The sequence below is a fragment of the Albibacterium sp. genome, from assembly GCF_035514885.1.
In the GTDB taxonomy this organism is placed as follows: Bacteria; Bacteroidota; Bacteroidia; order Sphingobacteriales; family Sphingobacteriaceae; genus Albibacterium.
Window position 1 is genome coordinate 200,714 of record NZ_DATJCH010000010.1, and the last position, 20,747, is coordinate 221,460.

Annotated in this window: 14 protein-coding genes; 10 read left to right on the forward strand and 4 right to left on the reverse strand. The window is 36.7% G+C overall.

Annotated features, from left to right (window positions below):
* Positions 1 to 7: 7 nt before the first annotated feature.
* Positions 8 to 928 carry a hypothetical protein gene (locus VL047_RS03570; RefSeq protein WP_325358590.1) on the forward strand — a complete coding sequence of 307 codons (921 nt, stop codon included), beginning with the start codon at positions 8 to 10 and terminating at the stop codon, positions 926 to 928.
* A gap of 23 nt (positions 929 to 951) precedes the next feature.
* On the forward strand, positions 952 to 1,809 hold the full coding sequence (locus VL047_RS03575) for a glycoside hydrolase family 16 protein (protein WP_325358592.1): 858 nt from the start codon (positions 952 to 954) through the stop codon (positions 1,807 to 1,809).
* A 103-nt stretch (positions 1,810 to 1,912) separates the two neighbouring features.
* On the opposite strand, the gene VL047_RS03580 is transcribed toward VL047_RS03575, so the two are convergent.
* A complete protein-coding gene (locus tag VL047_RS03580; protein WP_325358594.1) occupies positions 1,913 to 2,860 on the reverse strand; it encodes an AraC family transcriptional regulator in 948 nt (315 codons plus the stop codon).
* 121 nt (positions 2,861 to 2,981) lie between these two features.
* Between VL047_RS03580 and VL047_RS03585 the strand changes: the two genes are divergently transcribed.
* The 5 genes from VL047_RS03585 (at position 2,982) to VL047_RS03605 (ending at position 10,717) form a co-directional block, all read left to right on the forward strand.
* Positions 2,982 to 4,280: a pepsin/retropepsin-like aspartic protease family protein gene (locus tag VL047_RS03585; protein WP_325358596.1), complete on the forward strand. Its 1,299-nt coding sequence runs from the start codon at positions 2,982 to 2,984 to the stop codon at positions 4,278 to 4,280.
* Between the two features lie 158 nt (positions 4,281 to 4,438).
* The gene (locus tag VL047_RS03590) at positions 4,439 to 5,329 is read left to right on the forward strand and encodes a hypothetical protein (protein WP_325358598.1); all 891 of its coding nucleotides are present in this window, start codon (positions 4,439 to 4,441) and stop codon (positions 5,327 to 5,329) included.
* A 302-nt stretch (positions 5,330 to 5,631) separates the two neighbouring features.
* Positions 5,632 to 8,796: a PVC-type heme-binding CxxCH protein gene (locus VL047_RS03595; RefSeq protein WP_325358600.1), complete on the forward strand. Its 3,165-nt coding sequence runs from the start codon at positions 5,632 to 5,634 to the stop codon at positions 8,794 to 8,796.
* Between the two features lie 33 nt (positions 8,797 to 8,829).
* Positions 8,830 to 9,702 (forward strand): sugar phosphate isomerase/epimerase family protein, encoded by an 873-nt coding sequence (locus VL047_RS03600; RefSeq protein ID WP_325358602.1) that lies wholly within the window; start codon positions 8,830 to 8,832, stop codon positions 9,700 to 9,702.
* Entirely contained in the window at positions 9,677 to 10,717 is a 1,041-nt protein-coding gene (locus VL047_RS03605) for a ThuA domain-containing protein (protein WP_325358604.1), read from the forward strand. Before VL047_RS03600 ends, VL047_RS03605 begins: the two co-directional genes overlap by 26 nt.
* Before the next feature lie 33 nt (positions 10,718 to 10,750).
* On the opposite strand, the gene VL047_RS03610 is transcribed toward VL047_RS03605, so the two are convergent.
* Complete coding sequence (locus tag VL047_RS03610) at positions 10,751 to 11,875, reverse strand: putative sensor domain DACNV-containing protein (protein ID WP_325358606.1); 1,125 nt, start codon at positions 11,873 to 11,875, stop codon at positions 10,751 to 10,753.
* Between the two features lie 274 nt (positions 11,876 to 12,149).
* Between VL047_RS03610 and VL047_RS03615 the strand changes: the two genes are divergently transcribed.
* On the forward strand, positions 12,150 to 13,418 hold the full coding sequence (locus VL047_RS03615) for a Gfo/Idh/MocA family oxidoreductase (protein ID WP_325358608.1): 1,269 nt from the start codon (positions 12,150 to 12,152) through the stop codon (positions 13,416 to 13,418).
* Positions 13,419 to 13,447: 29 nt separating this feature from the next.
* Positions 13,448 to 16,840, forward strand: a complete 3,393-nt coding sequence (locus tag VL047_RS03620; protein ID WP_325358610.1) for a DUF1080 domain-containing protein — start codon at positions 13,448 to 13,450, stop codon at positions 16,838 to 16,840.
* A gap of 5 nt (positions 16,841 to 16,845) precedes the next feature.
* On the opposite strand, the gene VL047_RS03625 is transcribed toward VL047_RS03620, so the two are convergent.
* Positions 16,846 to 17,139 carry a hypothetical protein gene (locus tag VL047_RS03625; RefSeq protein WP_325358612.1) on the reverse strand — a complete coding sequence of 98 codons (294 nt, stop codon included), beginning with the start codon at positions 17,137 to 17,139 and terminating at the stop codon, positions 16,846 to 16,848.
* A 144-nt stretch (positions 17,140 to 17,283) separates the two neighbouring features.
* Here VL047_RS03625 and VL047_RS03630 point away from each other — a divergent pair, with 144 nt between their 5' ends.
* Positions 17,284 to 18,075, forward strand: a complete 792-nt coding sequence (locus VL047_RS03630) for a helix-turn-helix domain-containing protein (protein ID WP_325358613.1) — start codon at positions 17,284 to 17,286, stop codon at positions 18,073 to 18,075.
* Positions 18,076 to 18,098: 23 nt separating this feature from the next.
* Here the strand turns inward: VL047_RS03630 and VL047_RS03635 are convergent, their stop codons facing one another.
* Positions 18,099 to 20,729, reverse strand: a complete 2,631-nt coding sequence (locus VL047_RS03635; protein ID WP_325358614.1) for a hypothetical protein — start codon at positions 20,727 to 20,729, stop codon at positions 18,099 to 18,101.
* Between the last annotated feature and the right edge of the window lie 18 nt (positions 20,730 to 20,747).

Below are 20,747 nucleotides of genomic sequence, written 5' to 3' on the forward strand. Positions count from 1 at the left end.
GAAAATTATGAAAATCAATTATAGAAAAATATATTCCTTGATCTGGGGTTTGATAGGAATTATGGTTTTGAATGCATGTAAGATTGAAGGTGATAACTTGCATTTAGAAAAGATTGCCCAACCTGATTTCGAAGTTGTTGACCTGTCAAAAGGTAAAGTAAGATTAATTAATACAACTAATTCACCCTCTATTGCACAATGGACGGTAGTTAGTACGGGTCAAAAAGTTACTGGAGATACCGTAGATTTGAACCTAATCTTTGCAGGTCAGTATGATGTTGAATTAAATATTGTAGCACAGGGTGGTATGGCAAGCGTGATAAAACCGGTTACTGTAAATGAGAATGACCCGGAAGCTTGTGCAGATACCAGAGCACTTGGTTTTATTGCAGGTTGCGATGTGAAAACTTGGAAGCTTAATCCGGAAGCAGGAACATTAAAAGTGGGTCCCGGTGCAGATAACGGTGATTGGTGGGCAAGCGGTTTGGGCGACGTTGAAGGTCGTAGTTGCGAATTCAATGATGAGTTTAGTTTTGCATTTAATGCAGAAGGAACCTATAACTATGACAATAAAGGTGATTTCTTTGCAGATGGATACCTGGGAAATAAAACTTCAGGTTGTGAGCCTGCGGCAAATTTATCTGGAGCGCAAAAACTATGGGATTCAGGACAGTTTAGTTTTTCAGTAACCGAAGGTACAGGGGTTAAGAAACTAGGACAATTGAGACTAGTAGGTAAAGGCGCTCATATTGGTGTAAAGAAAGCACACAATGGAGGTGAAACCGCAGAGGGCCCTGTAAATGACTTTGTATTGTATGACATTTTGGAAATGAAGAAAAATGTTGACGGTAAAGGATATGATATTTTAAAAGTGGGTGTTGATATTGGTGGAGGTGCATGGTGGACTTTTACTTTACGTTCGTCTTAATACTTCACACGATTATTTAAACTATGAAACCGATATTATCTATGTTAAAAATAATTCCAATTCTGTTGCTTTCCGTTGCATGTGCTGAGAATGAGAATATAAAACCTCATATACCACAGCCAGAACCGGTTGGTCCGAAAGAGTATTCATTTTCAACAACGCCTTCTTGGGTAGATGAGTTTGATTATGAAGGTCTTCCGGATGTGAAAAAGTGGGGCTACGATGTGGGTTCGCAAAATAACGGCTGGGGAAATAATGAACTCCAATACTATACTGAAGCAGACTTAGAAAATGCTAGTGTAGGGGGTGGGGTGTTGACCATCACAGCTAAAAAGGAAGACTTTGAAGGCTTTGGGTATACCTCTGCCCGTCTCGTAAGTAAGGGAAAAGGTGATTTCCTATATGGCCGTTTTGAGGTAAGAGCGAAAGTTCCTCCAGGAAAAGGAACTTGGGCTGCAGCTTGGATGTTGCCTACCGATTGGGCATATGGTGGCTGGCCAGCTTCTGGAGAGATTGATATTTTGGAACATGTTGGTTATGATCAAGATGTAGTACATATCAGTATGCATACTGAAGCGTATAATCATGGTATTAATACGCAAAAAACAGCAACAAAAAAGATTCAGAATGCTACAACAGAATTTCATGTTTACAGAGTTGACTGGACCCCTGATTATATAAAGGGTTTTGTTGATGATGTCGAAATGTTTCATTTTGTGAATGAAAAAAAAGGATACGCTGTTTGGCCTTTTGATAAAAGGTTTCATTGGTTATTGAACTTAGCTGTAGGTGGTGACTGGGGAGGACAGATGGGTGTTGACGAAGGAGCATTCCCGGCAAAAATGGAGGTAGATTATGTACGAGTATATGATTTACAGTAAAGTTAAATAACTCAATTCCTCGATTTCACCAAAGCGAGGGATGATTTTAATAGGCGATCAATATCATTTTAATGTATTGATCGCCTATTGTTGTTTTGAACACTTAAATGGGTTTATAAATCGTTGGATGAACTCCCTTTATTTTTTTAAAAGTATGACTGAAAGCTGCTAAATCGCTGAAGTTTAATAAGGTAGCTATTTCGGTCCATGATAGATTAAGCTTTTTCAACTCCAGACTTTTCTCAATCTTTCTTCTTAATAAATAATGATAAGGACTACTATTGAATGCTTGTTTGAAAAGTCTGTAAAAACGATACTCAGACATACAGCATTCTTGCGCAACTTTTTTGATTTCAATTGGCATGAAAATATGATCGTCCAAATAGGATTTGCCAAATAACAATCGACGATAAAGTTCTTTTCGTGTAGAAATTTTAGCAGTTCTGATTTGATAATAAGATCGGATAGAAGATAAGTTTTCTTCTATCATCAATTGAACTATATCATAGATGGTTTCCTGGGGTGACGTTATAAATACATCATTCTCCATTCCATAATGTAAAGACTCTAACCGTTTACAGAGTATTGTTCCTGCATGACATTCCTGAATAAATAAATCCGGACTGATAAAGAAATTACCTATTTCTGAGATTGAATCGATCTCATCAGGCTGGGTTATACCTTGAATCATTTCTTTAATAAGTAGTGTATCAATATCTAAGCATACACTTTTATTATTTCCATTGGCAATCATGACATCGCCTTTTGGATAATGTTCATTCACTAATATATATTGACCATTAGTAATTTCGAGGTTTCTTCCATCAAATTGATAGTTTTCTTGACCAGAAATCACATATTTCAAACTTAAGCCTTTATGAAAAACATTCTTTTCAAGTGAATAAAACTTTGAGCTTATTATAATGCTTTGATGCACAGGTAGCACAGAATACCAAAAATTATTGCCAATTAAATGCTGTACACCGGTTTTGGTGATATGATGAGATACTTTTTCTCGGTCAAGACTATTCTTTAATAGGTGCTCAGCCATATTAACAAAATATTATTACACTAAAATGCCAACAAATTTTCACTTTTTATAAAATAGGCAGAAAATTACAAGTTGTGAGCGTGTTTCCAATCTTATAATTGTGAAAAAAACTTATTATCATATGAGACATATTATTTTGAAATGCACAGGGTTGTTGGTTTTCCTATTAACAGCGAACCAGGTTTTCGCAAGAACAAACCATTTATATGAGTTATATCTTAAAAGAGATTTCGTTTCTCTTGAATATCAGCTGAAAGATAAGCGGTTGAACAAAGAGAACAAGGATACTTATGAAGTCTTCAATGCAATGCTCCTAAACGCATATGGAAAAAGCACCGAAGCTGGACAAATTTTGCAAGAAGCTGGTGAGAGCTTAAAGAATGATACCTTGAGCTATCTGGCGTTAAAAACATTAAATATAATCGCATTTAATAATTTTAATTATTCTGAAGCATCAAAAAGTGGAAAAATTCTTCTTGATAAATATAAGGAGATGTACAGTCCGCAAGAGTATCAGGAGTTTTCTCAAAATGTGAAAATAGCCACTATCTTGCACGATAGCCCGGCTCAACAAACTATAAAAACTGCTAATACCACGATTGATTTACATAAAGATACTGTTGGATTATTGAATATTCCTGTATCAGTTGCAGGCAAGACGCTTTCTTTGATATTTGATTCAGGTGCTGGAATGTCTGTAATTTCAGAAAGTGTGGCGAAAATGTTGAATTTAAACATTGTTAGCGACTCAACTGTTGAAATTGGCGGCAGTACAGGTACATATATTGACGCAAAACTGGCCATTGCAAACAATATTCAAATTGGCAATATATCCGTTTCAAATGTAGCTTTCCTTGTGTTTCCTGATCGTGCACTTTCCTTTGGAGACGGCTCTTATAAGATGGATGGTATTATAGGTTTCCCAGTTATAAAGGAATTCGGTTCTCTAACTTTGACCAGGCAAAATCAACTTTTTGTTCCAAATGAAATAAAGAAAGAGAGAGTTAAACCAAATATGATGCTTGATGAGTTGCAGCCAATACTTATCCTAAGCTATAATAGTAATAACAATGATACGAAGCTTCCTTTTACATTTGATACAGGAGCAAATAAAACCACCATTAGTGAAAACTTTTATCAGAGATTTCCATACGATGTGAAGACAAATGGGAAAGAGAATACCAGAACTTTTGAAGGTGTAGGAGGGAAAAAAGAATTTGAAGGGTTCGATATTAAAGAATTGACTTTTAAAGCTGGAAGACAGCCTTTAAAATTAAAAAATATTTTTGTTTTTAGAGAGCCCTTTATCGCCAATGGTGATAGTTATTATGGAAATATTGGTCAGGACGTAATTAAACAATTTGAAAGCATAACAATTAATTTTAAAGATTCATTTATCAAATTTGGTAAGCCTATTTAATCATACTCCATTGAATGTGTGTCAATGAGCCGATTTCTTCTCCTAATCGGCTCATAGCAATATGATAAGTTATTTTAATTGTTAAAATAGATTTATTTTGTACTTTTAACGATATGTTTTTATAAATAAAGAAAATATTAACGTTAAACTTTAACATTATGAAAAAAACGACAAACCGTGTATTCAGTTTTTTAACATTCACAGTCTGTATTGCCGTTCTTGTTTCTTGTAACAACGCGAATCAAAATGAAGATAATGCTGAAGCTGTACAGGATACTGTAGCTAGCCTTACTCAAGTATGGAAAACTGATTCTACTTTTACAGGCTCAGAATCTACATTATACAACCCAGACAACCAGACTATTTATGTTTCTTGTGGAAATACAGATGCAAGTGCAAAAGATGGCGATGGTTTTATTGCTTTACTTAACACAGATGGATCTGTTAAAAACATGGAATGGGTAACAGGATTGAATGCACCCAAAGGCATGGCCATTTTAAATGGAAAACTTTATGTAACGGATATTGATGAAGTAAAAATCATCGATCTGGAGACTGCAAGCATAGAAAAAACAATCCCTGTTGAAGGAGCAAAGTTTTTAAATGACCTTGCCAGCGATGGTACAAATGTTTATTTCTCAGATTCTCAATCAGGAATCGTTTATTCATTAAACCAAGCCGGAAGTATAAATGCGGTTATCAATGATGCAGAAGGTATTAACGGACTTGAGTTCTACCAAGAAAACTTATATACTCTTGATAACGCAGGATTGAAAAAATACGATACTACAGAGTTTAAATCAAGTCTTCTTAATTCAGAAGTTACTGGAGGCGATGGACTTGTTATACTTAATGATAGTACTTTCATCGCAAGTCGTTGGGCTGGAGAAATCTATTTGATTAAAGGTAGCGGAAGCACTTTATTAGTTGATACAAAAGCTGAGAAATCAAACACTGCTGATATTGGTTATATTGCAGATCAGAATTTGGTAATTGTGCCAACTTTTATGAAGAATGAAGTAGCTGCATATAAATTAAGTGGGGAATAATTGCAGTAAAGATAGTTTACCTATAGGTAGATTAAGAAACAAAAGGAGGAGAGCCTTTATTAAAGGCTCTCCTCTTTTTGTTTCTTATATAATGCTCATTTATAGCTTGGTGGTTTTTATATCCTAGATAGATTGTTGAAGTAAAAAGGATTTTAAATTTAGACCAAGACAGTACAGGATGGTATTTCTATTCATAATTTATCTCTTTATGTAACAAAATTATTCGTTTATTTATATTACTAAACGAGAGTGTGAACCACACGAAGAGCATTAGATCAAATATTATAATCCTCTAACCAACCATGAAAAGAAATATATTATTAAAAGAAATCTTTCTGTTCTTAGGAGCATTATTAGTTTTTTTTAGTCTGAGCCAGTGTACAAGTTCAAATAAAAATCTTGTCCAATTAAAGAAGGGATCCCGTATCGTTTTAATTGGAAATAATTTAGGATCAAGGATGATGAATTATGGTCATTTCGAAACTGAAATGCATTTACGCTATCCGGACAGCTTGTTATTCATACGAAACATGAGTGATGGAGGGAATACTCCCGGCTTTAGGCCTCATTCTGCAAGAAAATCGCCATGGGCCTTTCCCGGTGCGGAAAAGTTTCATCCTGAATTAGCAGATTATGCTGATAGCGAAGGTCATTTTCCAACAGAAGATGAATGGCTTTTCAGCCTTAAACCTGATATTATTATCGCATTTTTCGGGTATAATGAGTCATTTGATGGTGAAGCAGGATTGTCGAATTATAAAGCAGAATTAGACGCTTTCATAAAACATACCCTATCACAAAAGTATAACGGCGATACTACTCTACAGTTGGCTATAGTATCACCCATTGCTTTTGAAGATCTCTCTGATAAAATGGATCTTCCTAATGGTAAAAAAGAGAATGTAAATCTTGAATTGTATAGTAATGCAATGCAAGAGGTAGCTGCTCAGAATAACGTTCTTTTTGTAGATGCCTTTCATCCTTCAAAACAATGGTACGACTCAAGCAGTGAGGATTTGACTATAGATGGTTTTCAGCTAACTGCAGATGCCTATGAAAGGTTTTCAAAGCTTCTGGTAAATGAAATTTTTGGAAAGACTTCATTAAAAGCCGAACGGTACAAAGAATTAGTACACAATGCGGTACTTGAGAAGAACTGGATGTGGCACAATGATATTAAAATTCCAAATGGTGTTCATGCTTATGGACGGAGGTATGATCCTTTCGGATCAGATAATTATCCGGCAGAGATTGCTAAGATAAGAGAAATGACAGCTATAAGGGATGAAGCTATATGGAAAGCTGCAAAGGGAGAGAAAATGGATTTGCAACTTGCAGATTCAAAAACATCCGTACTTCCGCCTGTGAAAACTAATTATGATCCGAAAGTAAATGGCGATCCGAACTATTTGTACGGACAGGATGCGCTTGATAAATTCCACATCGCTCCGGGTTATAAGGTTGAATTATTTGCTTCAGAAAGAGAATTCCCTGATTTAGAAAACCCTGTTCAACTGTCTTTTGATAATAAAGGTCGCCTTTGGGTTGCTACCATGCCAACCTACCCCCATTGGAGACCAGGAGACCCAAAGCCAAATGATAAGCTTATCATTTATGAAGATACGGATGGCGATGGAAAGGCAGATAAACAAACTATTTTTGCAGATAGTTTACACCTCCCGATAGGTTTTGAGGTAACTGAAGAAGGTGTATATCTTTCTCAGGGAACTAATCTGGTGATATTAAAAGATCTTGACGGTGATGATAAGGCGGATAGTAAAGAAATTCTTTTAAGCGGTTTCGATGATCACGACACCCACCATGCTCATAGTGCATATACGGTCGATCCAGCAGGTGGAATCTATATGGGCGAAGGTGTTTTTTTGCATACAAATGTTGAAACACCTTACGGGCCTGTTCGTGCAACGAACGGCGGATTCTATAGATATGATCCTAAACGACATAAGCTGGATCGTGTAGCACAATTGTCAATTCCCAATCCCTGGGGAATCGCATTTGATAAATGGGGAGAGAACTTCTTTACTGAAACATCAAATCCACCTATGCGATGGATGAGACCAGGCTCCATTAAACCTAGATTTGGACAATCAAACCCCAATTCCAGAGATTTAATTGAACCGGATTTCCGTATTCGACCTACCTCAGGTTTAGAGTTTATCTACAGCAGGCATTTTCCTGACGAAGTTCAAGGAGATTTTCTGTTGAATAATACCATCGGGTTTTTAGGTACCATGCAGCATACTTTGAATGATGACGGAACCGGCTATGTAAGCAAACATAGGCAAGATTTACTTTGGTCTGATGATAGAAATTATAGGCCGGTAGACCTTGAGTTTGCACCTGATGGTTCTTTGTATATTGTAGATTGGCATAATGTTCTGATTGGTCATATGCAACACAATGCGCGTGATCCACTTCGCGATCATGTTCATGGAAGAATTTACAGAGTTACCTATCCATCTCGACCTTTGGTTAAACCAGCGAAAGTTGCAGGTGCTACCATAGATGAACTTTTGGAGAATTTAAAACTGCCGGAAGCCCGAACCCGTGCCCGTTCCAGAAATGAGCTAAGAGGGCGTAAGGTTTCAGAAGTTTTGTCAGCTACTAAGGCATGGGTAGCAAAGCTTGATCAGGGTGATCCAAGCTTTGAACATAATTTGTTAGAGGCACTGTGGGTAACCTGGGGTATGGATCAGGTAGATCAGGACTTGTTAAAGCGTTTATTAAATTCTAAAGATTACCATGCAAGAAGTGCAGCAGTTCAAGTATTAGGATATTCAGGTCATCAGGTAGCCAATCAGGCAGATTTACTAATGAAAGCTGCTCAGGATGAGCATGGTCGTGTTCGTTTAGAGGCAATTGTTGCAGCATCATGGTTAGAAAAAGATACAGGTTTGGCAATTGTAAATGAGGCCGGAAAGATGCCTCTTGATGATTGGATGATGGCTTCTTTCCAGACTGCGCTGGCTTCGCTTCGAGGAGAAACATTAAAAGAAGAAGAAACAACGGTAACCACTGATCTGGAAGGTGCTGAAAAAGATCTTTATATCAAAGGAAGTGCAATTTTTGCTCGTGATGGATTTTGTGTTACTTGTCATCAGGCTGATGGAATGGGACTTGAAGCATCCGGTTTTCCACCACTTAAAGGAAGTGAGTGGGTATTAGGTAATGAAGATCGTTTAATTAAATTAACGTTAAAAGGATTGCAGGGACCAATTGAAGTATTGGGTAAGGGATATCCCGGTCAGGTTCCCATGACACCATTTGGTGGTATGTTGAATGATGAAGAGATTGCTTCAGTATTAACCTATGTTAGAAACTCCTTCGGCAATGTCGCATCAGCTGTTACTCCTGAAAAAGTTAAAGCAATAAGAGCTTCTGTTGAAAGTAAAACAGGTTTTTATTCACCGGAAGAATTGCTTAAACTGCATCCATTAGAAAAGTAAGAAACGTAAGATTTATTAGCCCAATCAAGAATAATGGTGAAGAATAAAATTGGATTTAATGTATTAGTATGGTCTGCTGTAATGTCAGAAGACCTTTTTCCTATAGTAGATCGATTAAAGAACATTGGTTACGATGGAGTAGAATGTTTTATTGGAGAGGAGGATACTCCTGCGTATAAACGATTCGGCGATTATACTCGAAGTTTAGATCTTGGGGTTACGGCAGTTATGGTAGGTACGAAAGAGGAAAACCCCATAGATAAGTCAGCTATCGTGAGAAAGAAAGCTATCGACCGGATTAGGCGAGCTATTGATAAAGCTCATGATATGAATGCGTCTATTATCTGCGGTCCATTTCATTCTGCACATTCAAGTTTTTCTCATATGCCCCCTCAAGAAGAAGAATATGCCTGGGGAGCTGAGGTATTATATGTTGCTGGCAATTATGCCGCAGAGGCAAATATTACATTGGCATTGGAAGCATTAAACAGGTTTGAATGCTATTTGTGTAATACGATGGAACACTTATCCAAATTGATTAATATGGCAGATCATCCAAATGTTAGAGCAATGTATGATACACATCATGCAAATATTGAGGAGAAGAAAATCCCACAGTCCATTTATACAATTGCTCCGGTTTTAGCGCATGTTCACATTAGTGAAAACGACCGGGGAACACCTGGTGACGGGCATGTACGGTGGGATGAAACCTTTTCAACCCTGGCTGAAATTAACTATGATGGTTGGCTCACCATTGAGGCGTTCTCTAGAAATGACCCCGCTTTTGCCAATTCTATTGGAGTTTGGAGAGATTATTCAGAACCTTGGGCAATTGCTGAACAAGGCTATAAATTTATAAAAGAAATGCTTGATAAGTATGAAAACAAAAGCCCTATTCTATAAAACGAATGAGCACAGACTAATTTTAATGAGCTTGTCATTAATCATATTTCTCTTTGTTCAACTATCTTGTGCAAATGCACAAAATAACCAATGGTTGCAATTTCAAGCAGCTCAGCCTAATGGGAAACACATTGTTTTGATATCGGGCGATGAAGAATATCATTCTGAAGAATCTCTGCCTATGCTAGCAAAAATACTCACTACGCATCATGGATTTAAGACAACCGTCTTGTTTTCAATCGATCCGAAAACAGGAACTATTGATCCTACTTATCAGAACAATATCCCTGGGTTAAACAATCTTACTTCAGCTGATCTGATTATCATTGCCACCCGTTTTAGAGAACTCCCAGATGAGCAAATGAAGTATATCGATGATTACCTAAAGGCCGGTAAACCTGTAATTGGTTTAAGAACAGCTACGCATGCTTTTAATGCTGAAAATAAAATGAAAGATAGTCCCTATGCAAAATATGGCTATTTAAGTAAAGAAGCAGGCTGGGAAGATGGGTTTGGAAAGCAAGTTCTAGGAGAAACTTGGATTGACCATCATGGTCAACATGGAAAAGAAGGAACCCGAGGGCTCATCAACGGTTTGTTTAAAGAGAACCCGATGCTTAACGGCGTGTCTGATATTTGGGTGCCAACCGATGTGTATACTATTAAGGATTTAGTAGCAGATGCAAAAGTTTTAGTCTGGGGACAGGTAACCAAAGGTATGACGGCTGAAAGTTTGGGCAGCTGGGAAAAAACAATTATGCCGGTTGCGTGGACAAAAAGCTACTCCATTGAATCGGGAACGAAAGGAAAGGCTTTTGCAACAACAATGGGCTCTTCAATCGATTTCTTAAATGAAGATTTGAGAAGGCTTATTGTCAATGCGTGTTATTGGGCTGTGGATTTAACCGATAAAATACCTGAAAAAAGTAACGTTGATTTTGTTGGTAATTATGAACCGTTAATGTTTGGATTTGGCACCTTTAAAAAAGGTTTGAAGCCCAATGATTATAGGTAAGCTGTATTTCGTATTGGAGGTCTAGCTAATCTTTTATAATAAAAGGGAATCAATTCTATGTGCGTGAACCATGTTGAGTTCATCTGACCAGATAAAAACAGTAAAGAGGCCATCTTGCGATGCCACCATTGCCATGGCATCTCTTTGATCGTGAACAAACTGTGCAGCAGCCAAATGTCTTGTTCCGCCAATTTTGGTACTGTCTAGCAATTCTGGCTTTCCATTTTTAATTGGTTCGGACAGCAGAATCTGTGCTACCGGAAGACCAACATCTGAGCGTGCGACTTTTGCTCCGAAGGCTAGTAGTTTATGGTCGCGAGTTATTATTGTAGCGCCATCGACAGCAGAGAACCCGCCAATAGAATTGATTGCCCGATGTAATTGAGCTTCATATTCTTCATAAAGATCGGGTTCCTCATCCATACTTTCAGGTAGTAAATCATAAGCAGGATTTAGTCGATAACTAATGGGTTGAACAATGGACTTTAGCCAGCTACTGGTGTTGGAAGGAGTGATCAGCATCAATGCGCCGCGGCCATGTCGGCGCATAGCTAAGGCTAATTCTACTAAAATATTGACTGATTTACCTGCAAAGGTAGGAATTGGTATACCTAAGAGAGAAGATAAGATATCTGGACATTTGCTAAGCCCCCATTGGCGTTCATCGATCATCTTTATCTGATTGCCTTTTAACACGGCCAGATTAATAAACTTACGGCCAACAGCCTCGTGTTTCTGCTTAATTACAAGTAAACCGGCTTCAATTACTTCCAATACTAAACAAGATGCAGGAACGTTGTGTGTGGTTCCCCAGATACATAAATTCTCATCATCGTGCCAAACTCCTAAATGAATTCCTGGTTCAATTACAGCAGGTGATAATTTAACAAGATGATGCGGAGTCAATCTTTGATGGTGTTTTAGAATTAAATTATTCTGACCGGTCTGGGGTGGTAAATATGCAATGGATATTTTAGGTGTATAACCTTCTTCATGACGCAAGCTTGCCCAAAACGCAGTATCAATGATAGCCTCAATTACATACGTTTCAGGTACTAAAAAATCTTTTTGTTGATTGGATTCCTGCTGCCTGATGAAGTATTCCTTGATCTCAGATGAGACAATCTTAGCTGGTAAGTAGGTAGGTTCTGAAATCATGCTTCCTAATATGTCTTAATTGCACCGTTTAATTTTAAACAAGCGAAGGGAGCAAATTACGAAAAAGCGAATTAATTAATTCAGAATTCTCTGATTTTAATAAAGTGGGATGTGTGCTATACTAAATTGATTATATTATTTAACTTAATTATTAAAATTTTTAGTATTGAATCGTTTTTATAATAAAAAACCCTAAATTAGAAACACCATTAAATTTCCTAATAATAAATCCTTTCTGATAACCCGTATAAATTACTAATTATTTTAATTACAAATGGATAAACAAAAACATTCTAGACGTGGATTCTTAAAGAATGCGGCTATTGCAACAGCTGCGTTTACAATTGTACCTCGCTTTGTTTTAGGTGGGCAAGGCTATTTAGCGCCTAGCGATCATTTAACAAAAGCTGTTATTGGAGTTGGCGGTATGGGCCGCGGTCATTTTGCTTACGCCGGAACGAAGACTATTGCGATTTGTGATGTAGATAAAAGACATCTCGCGTTAGCTGCTAATATGCTTGAAAGCGGTGTGAAACAGTTTGCTGATTATCGTGATTTAATTCAATTGCCAGACCTAGATATTGTTCATATTGCTACACCGCCTCATTGGCATGGTATTATGGCTGCAGAAGCTGCCAAAGCCGGAAAAGATATCTGGTGCGAAAAGCCAATGACAAGAACCATTGGTGAGGGGAAGAGAGTAAGAGAAGCTGTTCAACAACATGGCCGTATTTTTAGATTAAATACCTGGTTTAGATTTGAGAGTAATTTTTACGGAATGGATGTCCCCGTTAAAAAGATTAAAAAATTAGTGGATTCTAAAATGTTAGGTTGGCCTTTAACTGTTACGATTGGCCGACATACCGGTTTTGACTGGAAGTTTTATTGGGTTGGTAAAGAGAACCTGCCTGTGGAGCCGGTTCCAGCTGAACTTGATTATGATATGTGGTTGGGGCCTGCACCATTTAAACCATATAGTGAACACCGAGTACATACTACTTTTAGAGGATATTGGGATTATGATGGCGGAGGGTTAGGAGATATGGGGCAACATTACATGGATCCGGTTCAATATTTTCTTGGAAAAGATAATGAAAGTCCGATTTCTGTAGAGGTTGATGCTCCACAGCAACACAGTGATGCTGTAGGTATCTGGCGTAAAATTACTTATACCTATGCAGATGGATGTAAGATTATATTAGATGGTGAAGGAGCGATTGAGAATGTGCCGTATATTGATGGTCCGGATGGGAAGTTATTCCGCGGGTTTGTGTCTGATATTCCTAATATGGAACAAAAACTAGCATCTTTTCCAGAGCCCGAAGCACAGGTTACTGATTTTGTGGAAGCCGTAAAAACGCGTAAAAAGTTTGCTTTAAATGAAGAGAACGGACATCGTTCTTGTACATTGGTCAATATGGGTCTTGCAGCTTTAAGACTTGGAAGAGCACTTAAGTATGATCCGGCTAAGGAAGAATTTATTAATGACGAAGCTGCAAATCGCTTGATAAATCAACCAATGCGGGGACCATGGACTATCTAATATATTATTCAAAGCCAAAAAAAAGACTCATGAACAAATTATTATACTTGGTGTTATTTGCGATTTTTATTCAACAATCACCGATTTATGCCCAGCAGGTTGATCAACGTACCACAACGACTAAAATTGCTGACCTTCTCGCTCAACAGCCATCGCCTAATGAGCTGAAACTGAATGAAGCGATGAGACAAATGGATGCATTTCAAGCATCAGACTTTACAGCTTTGTTAAAGACTTTGACCCCACCCGCACAGGGTAATAATTCAAAGCTTGAATATGCGACGAATAGTTATGCTTTTTACGTACAGCAGCCAGGAAGGGAAACTCAACGTGCAAAATATGTGCAAGGCTTGAATGCTGCATTAAATGAAGTTGCTGATAAAGATAATAAGGGATATGTTATTTCTTTATTGCACAAAGCAGGAAAAGACGATGCGGTTGCAGCGTTAACTCCGTTTTTGACCGATGAGTATCTATCTGAAAAGGCATCGCGGGCATTAGCGAGTATTGGTTCTGAACAAGCTTCTAAAGCTCTTTTAAGTGCTGTGCCTTCTGCAAAAGGCAATGCGTTAATTTCAGTTATTGAAGCTTTGGGAGATATTCGCTATGAAGGTGCAGAATCGACACTGTTATCAATGCTTGGGAATAGTGACCAGAATGTACAAAAGGTTTTGCTGTACTCACTTTCTAATATAGCTGGTGCGGCATCTGCAGATGCACTAAAAAATGCGGCTGCTAGTGTGGATTATGTTTATGATGTAACCAACGCTACGGGTTCTTTTATTCATTATATTTCTCAGTTAGTTGGAAAAAATAATGAACTTGCTGAAGGTTTAGCTGAAGATTTACTTAAAAATACCACTAAGGATTTGCAGGTAGATTCTCGTATTGCTGCATTGAGTATTTTGACAAAAATACATGGTGAAGATTATACCAAGAGCTTGATTAAAGCTGCAAATGATAAAAACTTAGAATATCGTATTGCTGCATTAAAATTAGCCTCACCGTTTTTGAACGAAGCTAATATCAATGACTGGATGAAAGGTTTGAAGAAAGCTAATGTTGATGCCAAGCCGGATTTTATTGCATTTTTAGCTGCAAGCAATAATAGCTTAGCTGCTTCTGCTATCCAAAAGTCCTTAAAGAGCAAATCTGATGCGGAGCGTGCCAGTGCAATTATTGCTTTATCAAAACTTGAAGGAGATAAAGCCTTGCCGCTTCTATTGGATTTGATGGAAAATGGGAATGCGGCTGACAGGCCAGCTTTAGAAGAAGCCTTTTTAACAATGAAAGGAGAGCAGGTTCAACCATTATTGCTCGCAGCTCTACCAGCGGCTAACTCGGCAAATAAGGTAGTTCTGCTTGATGTACTTTCACATCGTGCCTATAATGGTAGCTTTTCTGCTATTAAAGATTTATTAGTTAGGGGTGATACCTCTGTGCAAAAGGCAGCATTTAGAGCTCTTCCTCAAATAGCCCGTTCTTCTGATCTAGCTGATTTGCTGATATTAATGAATACTTACGGTAGAGATAAGAATGTTCATCAAGCTATAATAAATAGTGTTGAATACAGTGCGAACAAAGAGCAAGATATTTCGACTATCCTTAATCAATATAATCAACAGGATGCTCAGCAAAAAACTAATTATTTAACTCTTCTTTCAGGTATAGGAGGCAAAGATGCTTTGGAAGCTGTTATTGAAACGGGCGAAACGAATGATGTGAATTTAAAGAATGCAGTAGTGCTATCATTAGCAAACTGGAAAGATCAGAGCGCACTTCAGACGCTGATTGATTTAAGTAAAACTTCGTTAAATTCCGCTCAGTTAGATGCAGTTGTAAAAGGTGTAGTTCGTCTTACTGCTAGTTCAGATCTTACAGGTGAAAGGCAGCTATTGATCTATCGTGACTTGATGGAAGTAGCTCATACTACTAGTCAAAAGCAAGCTATATTGAGAAATATTGAAGCAACGAATACTTATAATGCATTGATGTATGCGGGAAGCTTTCTAGATGATAAAGATTTGGGAGGAGCTGCTGCGAATACGGTTATGAATATTGCATTGCTAAATCCTACTTACAATGGAGAGGATGTTAAGGGCTTGCTTAATAAAGTTATTGATAAGTTGAGTGGTAGTGAAAGTGGGTATTTAAGAGAAGCCGTAATTAAACATATTGCTGAATTACCAAAAGGCACAAGTTATGTTTCTTTATTTAATGGTAAAGATTTAAGTGGTTGGAAAGGATTGGTTGGAGATCCTATTAAACGAAGTAAAATGAGTGCTGCAGAATTAGCCAGTGCACAAGTGAAGGCTGATGAAGAAATGCGCGAGGGCTGGATCGTTAAGGATGGAATATTGGCTTTTACAGGAAAGGGAAATAATATTGCGACGGTAAAGCAATATGGTGATTTTGAAATGTTGGTTGATTGGAAGCTTGATAAGGATGGAGAAGATGGTGATGCTGGTGTTTATCTTCGCGGAACTCCTCAAGTACAGATGTGGGATATTTCTCGTACAGATGTAGGGGCAGAAGTCGGGTCTGGTGGTTTATATAATAATCAGAAGAATGAAAGCAAGCCATTGAAGGTTGCAGATAATCCTTTGGGTGACTGGAATACCATGAAGATTAAAATGGTAGGTGAGAAGGTAACTGTTCATTTAAATGGAGAGTTGGTTGTGGATAATGTTACATTAGAAAACTACTGGGATAGAAACCAATCTATTTTTCCTGTTGAGCAAATTGAACTTCAGGCGCATGGTACTTTAGTTTACTATCGAGATATCTTTATAAAAGAGCTTCCAAGAAAGGAGATATTTCAATTGAGCGAACAGGAGAAAAAGGAAGGGTTTAAGGTTTTGTTTGATGGAACAAACCTGGATTCATGGCAGGGAAATAAGTCTGCTTATATGGTAAGCGATGAAGGAACCTTGGCAATTTATCCTACAGAAGATTCAGGTGGTAATTTATATACAAAGGAAGAATTTGGTGATTTTGTGTATCGTTTTGAGTTTCGTTTAACTCCCGGAGCGAATAATGGAATTGGAATTCGTAGTCCTTTAACCGGAGATGCTGCTTATGTGGGCATGGAAATTCAGGTATTAGATGATGATGCAGATATGTACAAGGATTTGGAAGTTTATCAATATCATGGTTCAGTATATGGTGTTATGTCAGCAAAAAGAGGTTTCCTAAAACCAATGGGAGAGTGGAACCAAGAAGAAATTTATATTAAAGGAAATGATATTAAAGTAACTTTAAATGGAACTGTGATCTTGGAAGGGAATTTAAGTGAAGCCGTTAAGAATGGTACACTGGATAAAAAAGATCACCCTGGTTTACAAAGAAGTAGTGGTCATATTGCCTTCTTAGGACATGGATCTGAAGTCCATTTCAAAAATATACGGATTAAGGAGTTATAATAGTCTTAATTGGTTTGCTGGAGCGTCCTTGTTAAAAGGACGCTCATTTTTTCTTTCATTATCTCGATAAGCTCAATTAGATCTTGGGCGTTAGGATCTGATGAACTTATTGATTCGGCAGATATCAGGTTAGCGATTTGTGTATCAGTAGTATATTTATCCACATCACTAGTTTCACTGCATTTTACCAAATTGGTTAGTTGAATTAATAGCTCATTATGAAGACTGTATAATACTGCTACAGTTTTTAATAAGTTTTTATTGTAATCTTTTTCAACTGATTGTTCAAGTGTTTCCATCTCTTAGGTTTATATTTCAAAATACCGCTATTAAAGTTTAATAAAACTGACATTTTTATTAACAATACTGACAATATCAAACGTTTGCGTAAGTGTTTTTTTAATATTTTTGCCTATGTTTAGGTATCAGACTCTTATATAATAATGAATAATACATCTCCAGCCAACAAAGCGATAATTGATACATCTGATTCTAAGAAGTCTTTTGATTTAGAACAATTTTTTGAATTATCACCTGATTTATTATGTATTGCAGGTTATGACGGTTACTTTAAAAAAATTAATGCAGCTGTTTCAAAGACTCTTGGTTATACAAAAGAAGAGTTATTTGAAAGGTTGATAATTGATTTTGTTCATGTTGATGATAGAGAAGAAACTCTAAGAACGCGTGGTCTTATAAAAAACAATTATCCTCTTTTGCGTTATGAAAACAGATATATAACAAAGAAAAATGAGATTGTATGGTTGACCTGGACTTCCATGACAATCGAAAGTGAGAAAGTTATTTTTGCAATTGCTAAGGACATTACGTACAGAAAGAAACTGGAAGAATACAAGAGAATTGCAGATATTTTAGGTAATTCTTCTCAAGAGGGGATTGGAGATGAATATTCGGCTGCAGACCAGGTTTGGCTTTCTGAGTTTGAAGCACTCATTAAAAAATATATTGGTAAAATCGACCTGAATATTAATATGTTGAGTAACGAAATGGCCATGAGTGAAAGACAACTGTTTAGGCGGACAAAAGCCATTATGGGTGTTACTCCCAATCAATATATCCGAATTATACGTTTGCAGATAGCTATGGAAGCCATAAAAACAGGTAAATATCGTACGGTTTCTGAGATTGCATATTTGGCTGGATTCGAAACACCATCTTATTTTAATAAGTTGTTTAAGGAGATCTATTCGCTAGATGTTAGCGATCTTCTTTAAGAATACCCTATTCTTGATAGCAATTATAGATTAAAAATAAATTTTAGTATAGTCATTCTTCCTCTTAGTTCATATTTACTATAGATTGAACTGTTTGCAGAAATACTATAGGTTTCATAGGAGGTTATGTTTGCTAAGTTTGTTAAATTAAGCTCTATGTCTGTCTGCCATTTGACAAGCTTATAACTGGCATTTATGTCTACAAAGAAGTAGTTGATATTTTTGATTCCCGATTGTTTAGTGAGTTGATGCCTGCCGCTTACTCTTAAAAAAGTATTTTTATAGGGAGCGTATGTTATTCCCATGGATTGATTAAGGTTTTGGATTTGACGATCCGGGAGAGTGCTTGTATTGTTAGTTCCTGATTTACTGGTAATCCAAGTGGCTGTACTTCCATAGTTTAAACTAATACGATTCAATAGTCTTGCTTCCAGGCTCGGGTTGAGCATAAAGGAAATATTATTGATTGGTATAAGATTTTCATTAAGAAGTTGATCAAAGTGGGTGTATTCCCAAGATGTCTTTAAATCAGCTGTAGCTCCCAAACTGAAAATGTATTTACTGATACCTCCATGAATTTTATAGCTATTTATATGATTTAGAAAAGGTAATAGAATTGTTTGAGAGATATTATCTGATATAATATTGGAGACAATGGTAGTTGATTTTGAATTTTTATAGCATATTCCTGTGTTCATAAATAACATGTTTATTGAACGTCTGAAATTAAAGGTCAGGTCAAGATTGTGATTGTATTGTTTCTGTAAGTCTGCATCATTGGCTTGCAGGCTTCGATAATTAGTGAGTATAGCTCCGCGGAATACGTTGTTAATATTTCCTGTTTGGTTGCTGAATTTATAATTGAAAGAAAGGTAATTCTCTGACCCGGTCATGTATTTTATCCTTAAAGCCGGTGTGATAAGTAATTGTGTTTCCGACTTATCTAAATTAAAACCTTCGTCGCTATAAGAAGTCCGTTGTAAGATTATAGGAATCGAAAGAGCGGACTCAAAAGCACCCTTTTTGTATTCATAAGAACCATTAACGAAGAATTGATTGCGATTCCATTTTAAATTATTGTCATTATCTGATTGATATGATGTTTGAGTGCCATCTAATTGTTTAAATCTAAGTTGGGAATTAAGCCTTTGGAGTTCATTGACAATTCCTACCTGATAATCTTGCTTTATTCTTCCCTTGGTAAGTTGATAGGCAAGTGAGATACGGTTAAGCCAATTAGGGCTTTCAGCAAATTGGCTGGTAGACTCAAAGGGAATTCCGTCATTAAAAATCTGGGCATTAACGCCTGGTTGAACATACAAATTTTGAGGCTGATTAAAGTAGCTGAGATACCAATTAAAACGCAGGATATTTTTATTTTTTAACTCTGGGACATATTCCAGATTATTGGAAAAACTGTGAACCTGATTCTTTAATCGCTGCTTCATATCTATTTCATTGTTGAGCAGGAGAGAAGAGTTTGTCTCTTTCGAGTAAGCGAATTTTAGCGCATTGTTGAAATAGTATTTCTCTTTATTTAATTGTGCATTGATACTCAGATTCGTTAATAGAGGGTGGTTGTTTATATTTTGCTGTTCACTATATTGAATGGTGTCGTTTAAAGAATATAAATCGGTCGTAGTCTTATATTCCATTTTGTTTTGATCTAATAGCATTTTGATTCCAGCCTTTAATTGCAAGCCATTTTTGTAATTGATCAGATTATTGGCATTGGCAGAGATCGAATTATTTAAGAAATATCTGCTTTTATCGAGGCCAGGACTACCTATAGTGCCAGAAGATAATAGTTTAGGAGAGTTTGATTCATCGAAATTTAAAGAGAGATCATCTCCAATATTATTAACTTCCAGTATATTGAGCATTTTGTACTTCTTGTTGAAAAGAATGCTGTTTAGTTCACCGTCATACTGTTCTGGAAGTCCCAGGCCTAATTTAGCTTGGCCTGTAAGTTTTAATTTGGCTTCTTCTTTAATAACAAGGTTTATTGCAACCTTATCACTGAGGGTTTTGTTTTTTAAGACTTTTAGCGGTTGGTGGTTTTGCAATACTTCTAATTCTTTTACCATACTATAAGGAATAGTTTTGGTTCCTATAGCATATTTCTCATCCAGTAAATCATCACCATCAATATATAGATTGGAGATACTTTGACCGTTAAATTTTATTTGCCCGCTTTCGTTTACCTCAATGCCTGGCAAGCGTTTAATTACATCGTTTATTGAACGGTCTTCGTTTTTAGCAAAAGAATCAATGTTATATGACAAGGTATCGCCTATATTACGAATGATAGGTTTGCTTCGTACTTGCACTTCCGACAAGTTAATGGCCTGCCTTTCCATTATAATATTGTAATTCAGCTTTCCTTCTTTTATATCCTGTCGAACTTTCTTATAACCTAGATGATTGATTTCAATTACCAACGTTTCTTCTTCTATAGTTTTTGGAATGGTCAATGTAAATGCTCCGTCTGAGTCACTTGCTTTAAATGCAAGAACTTTGTTTTCTGAGTTTTTAATTAATATGGTAGTGAAAGAAACGGCTTCGCCATCGATGGTTTTAAGTGTTCCGAAATATTCTTGAGCATAAGAATATTCAATAGAAAGAAATAAAATAAATAGCAAGATAGTTCTCATTGAATATGCTTTAGTATC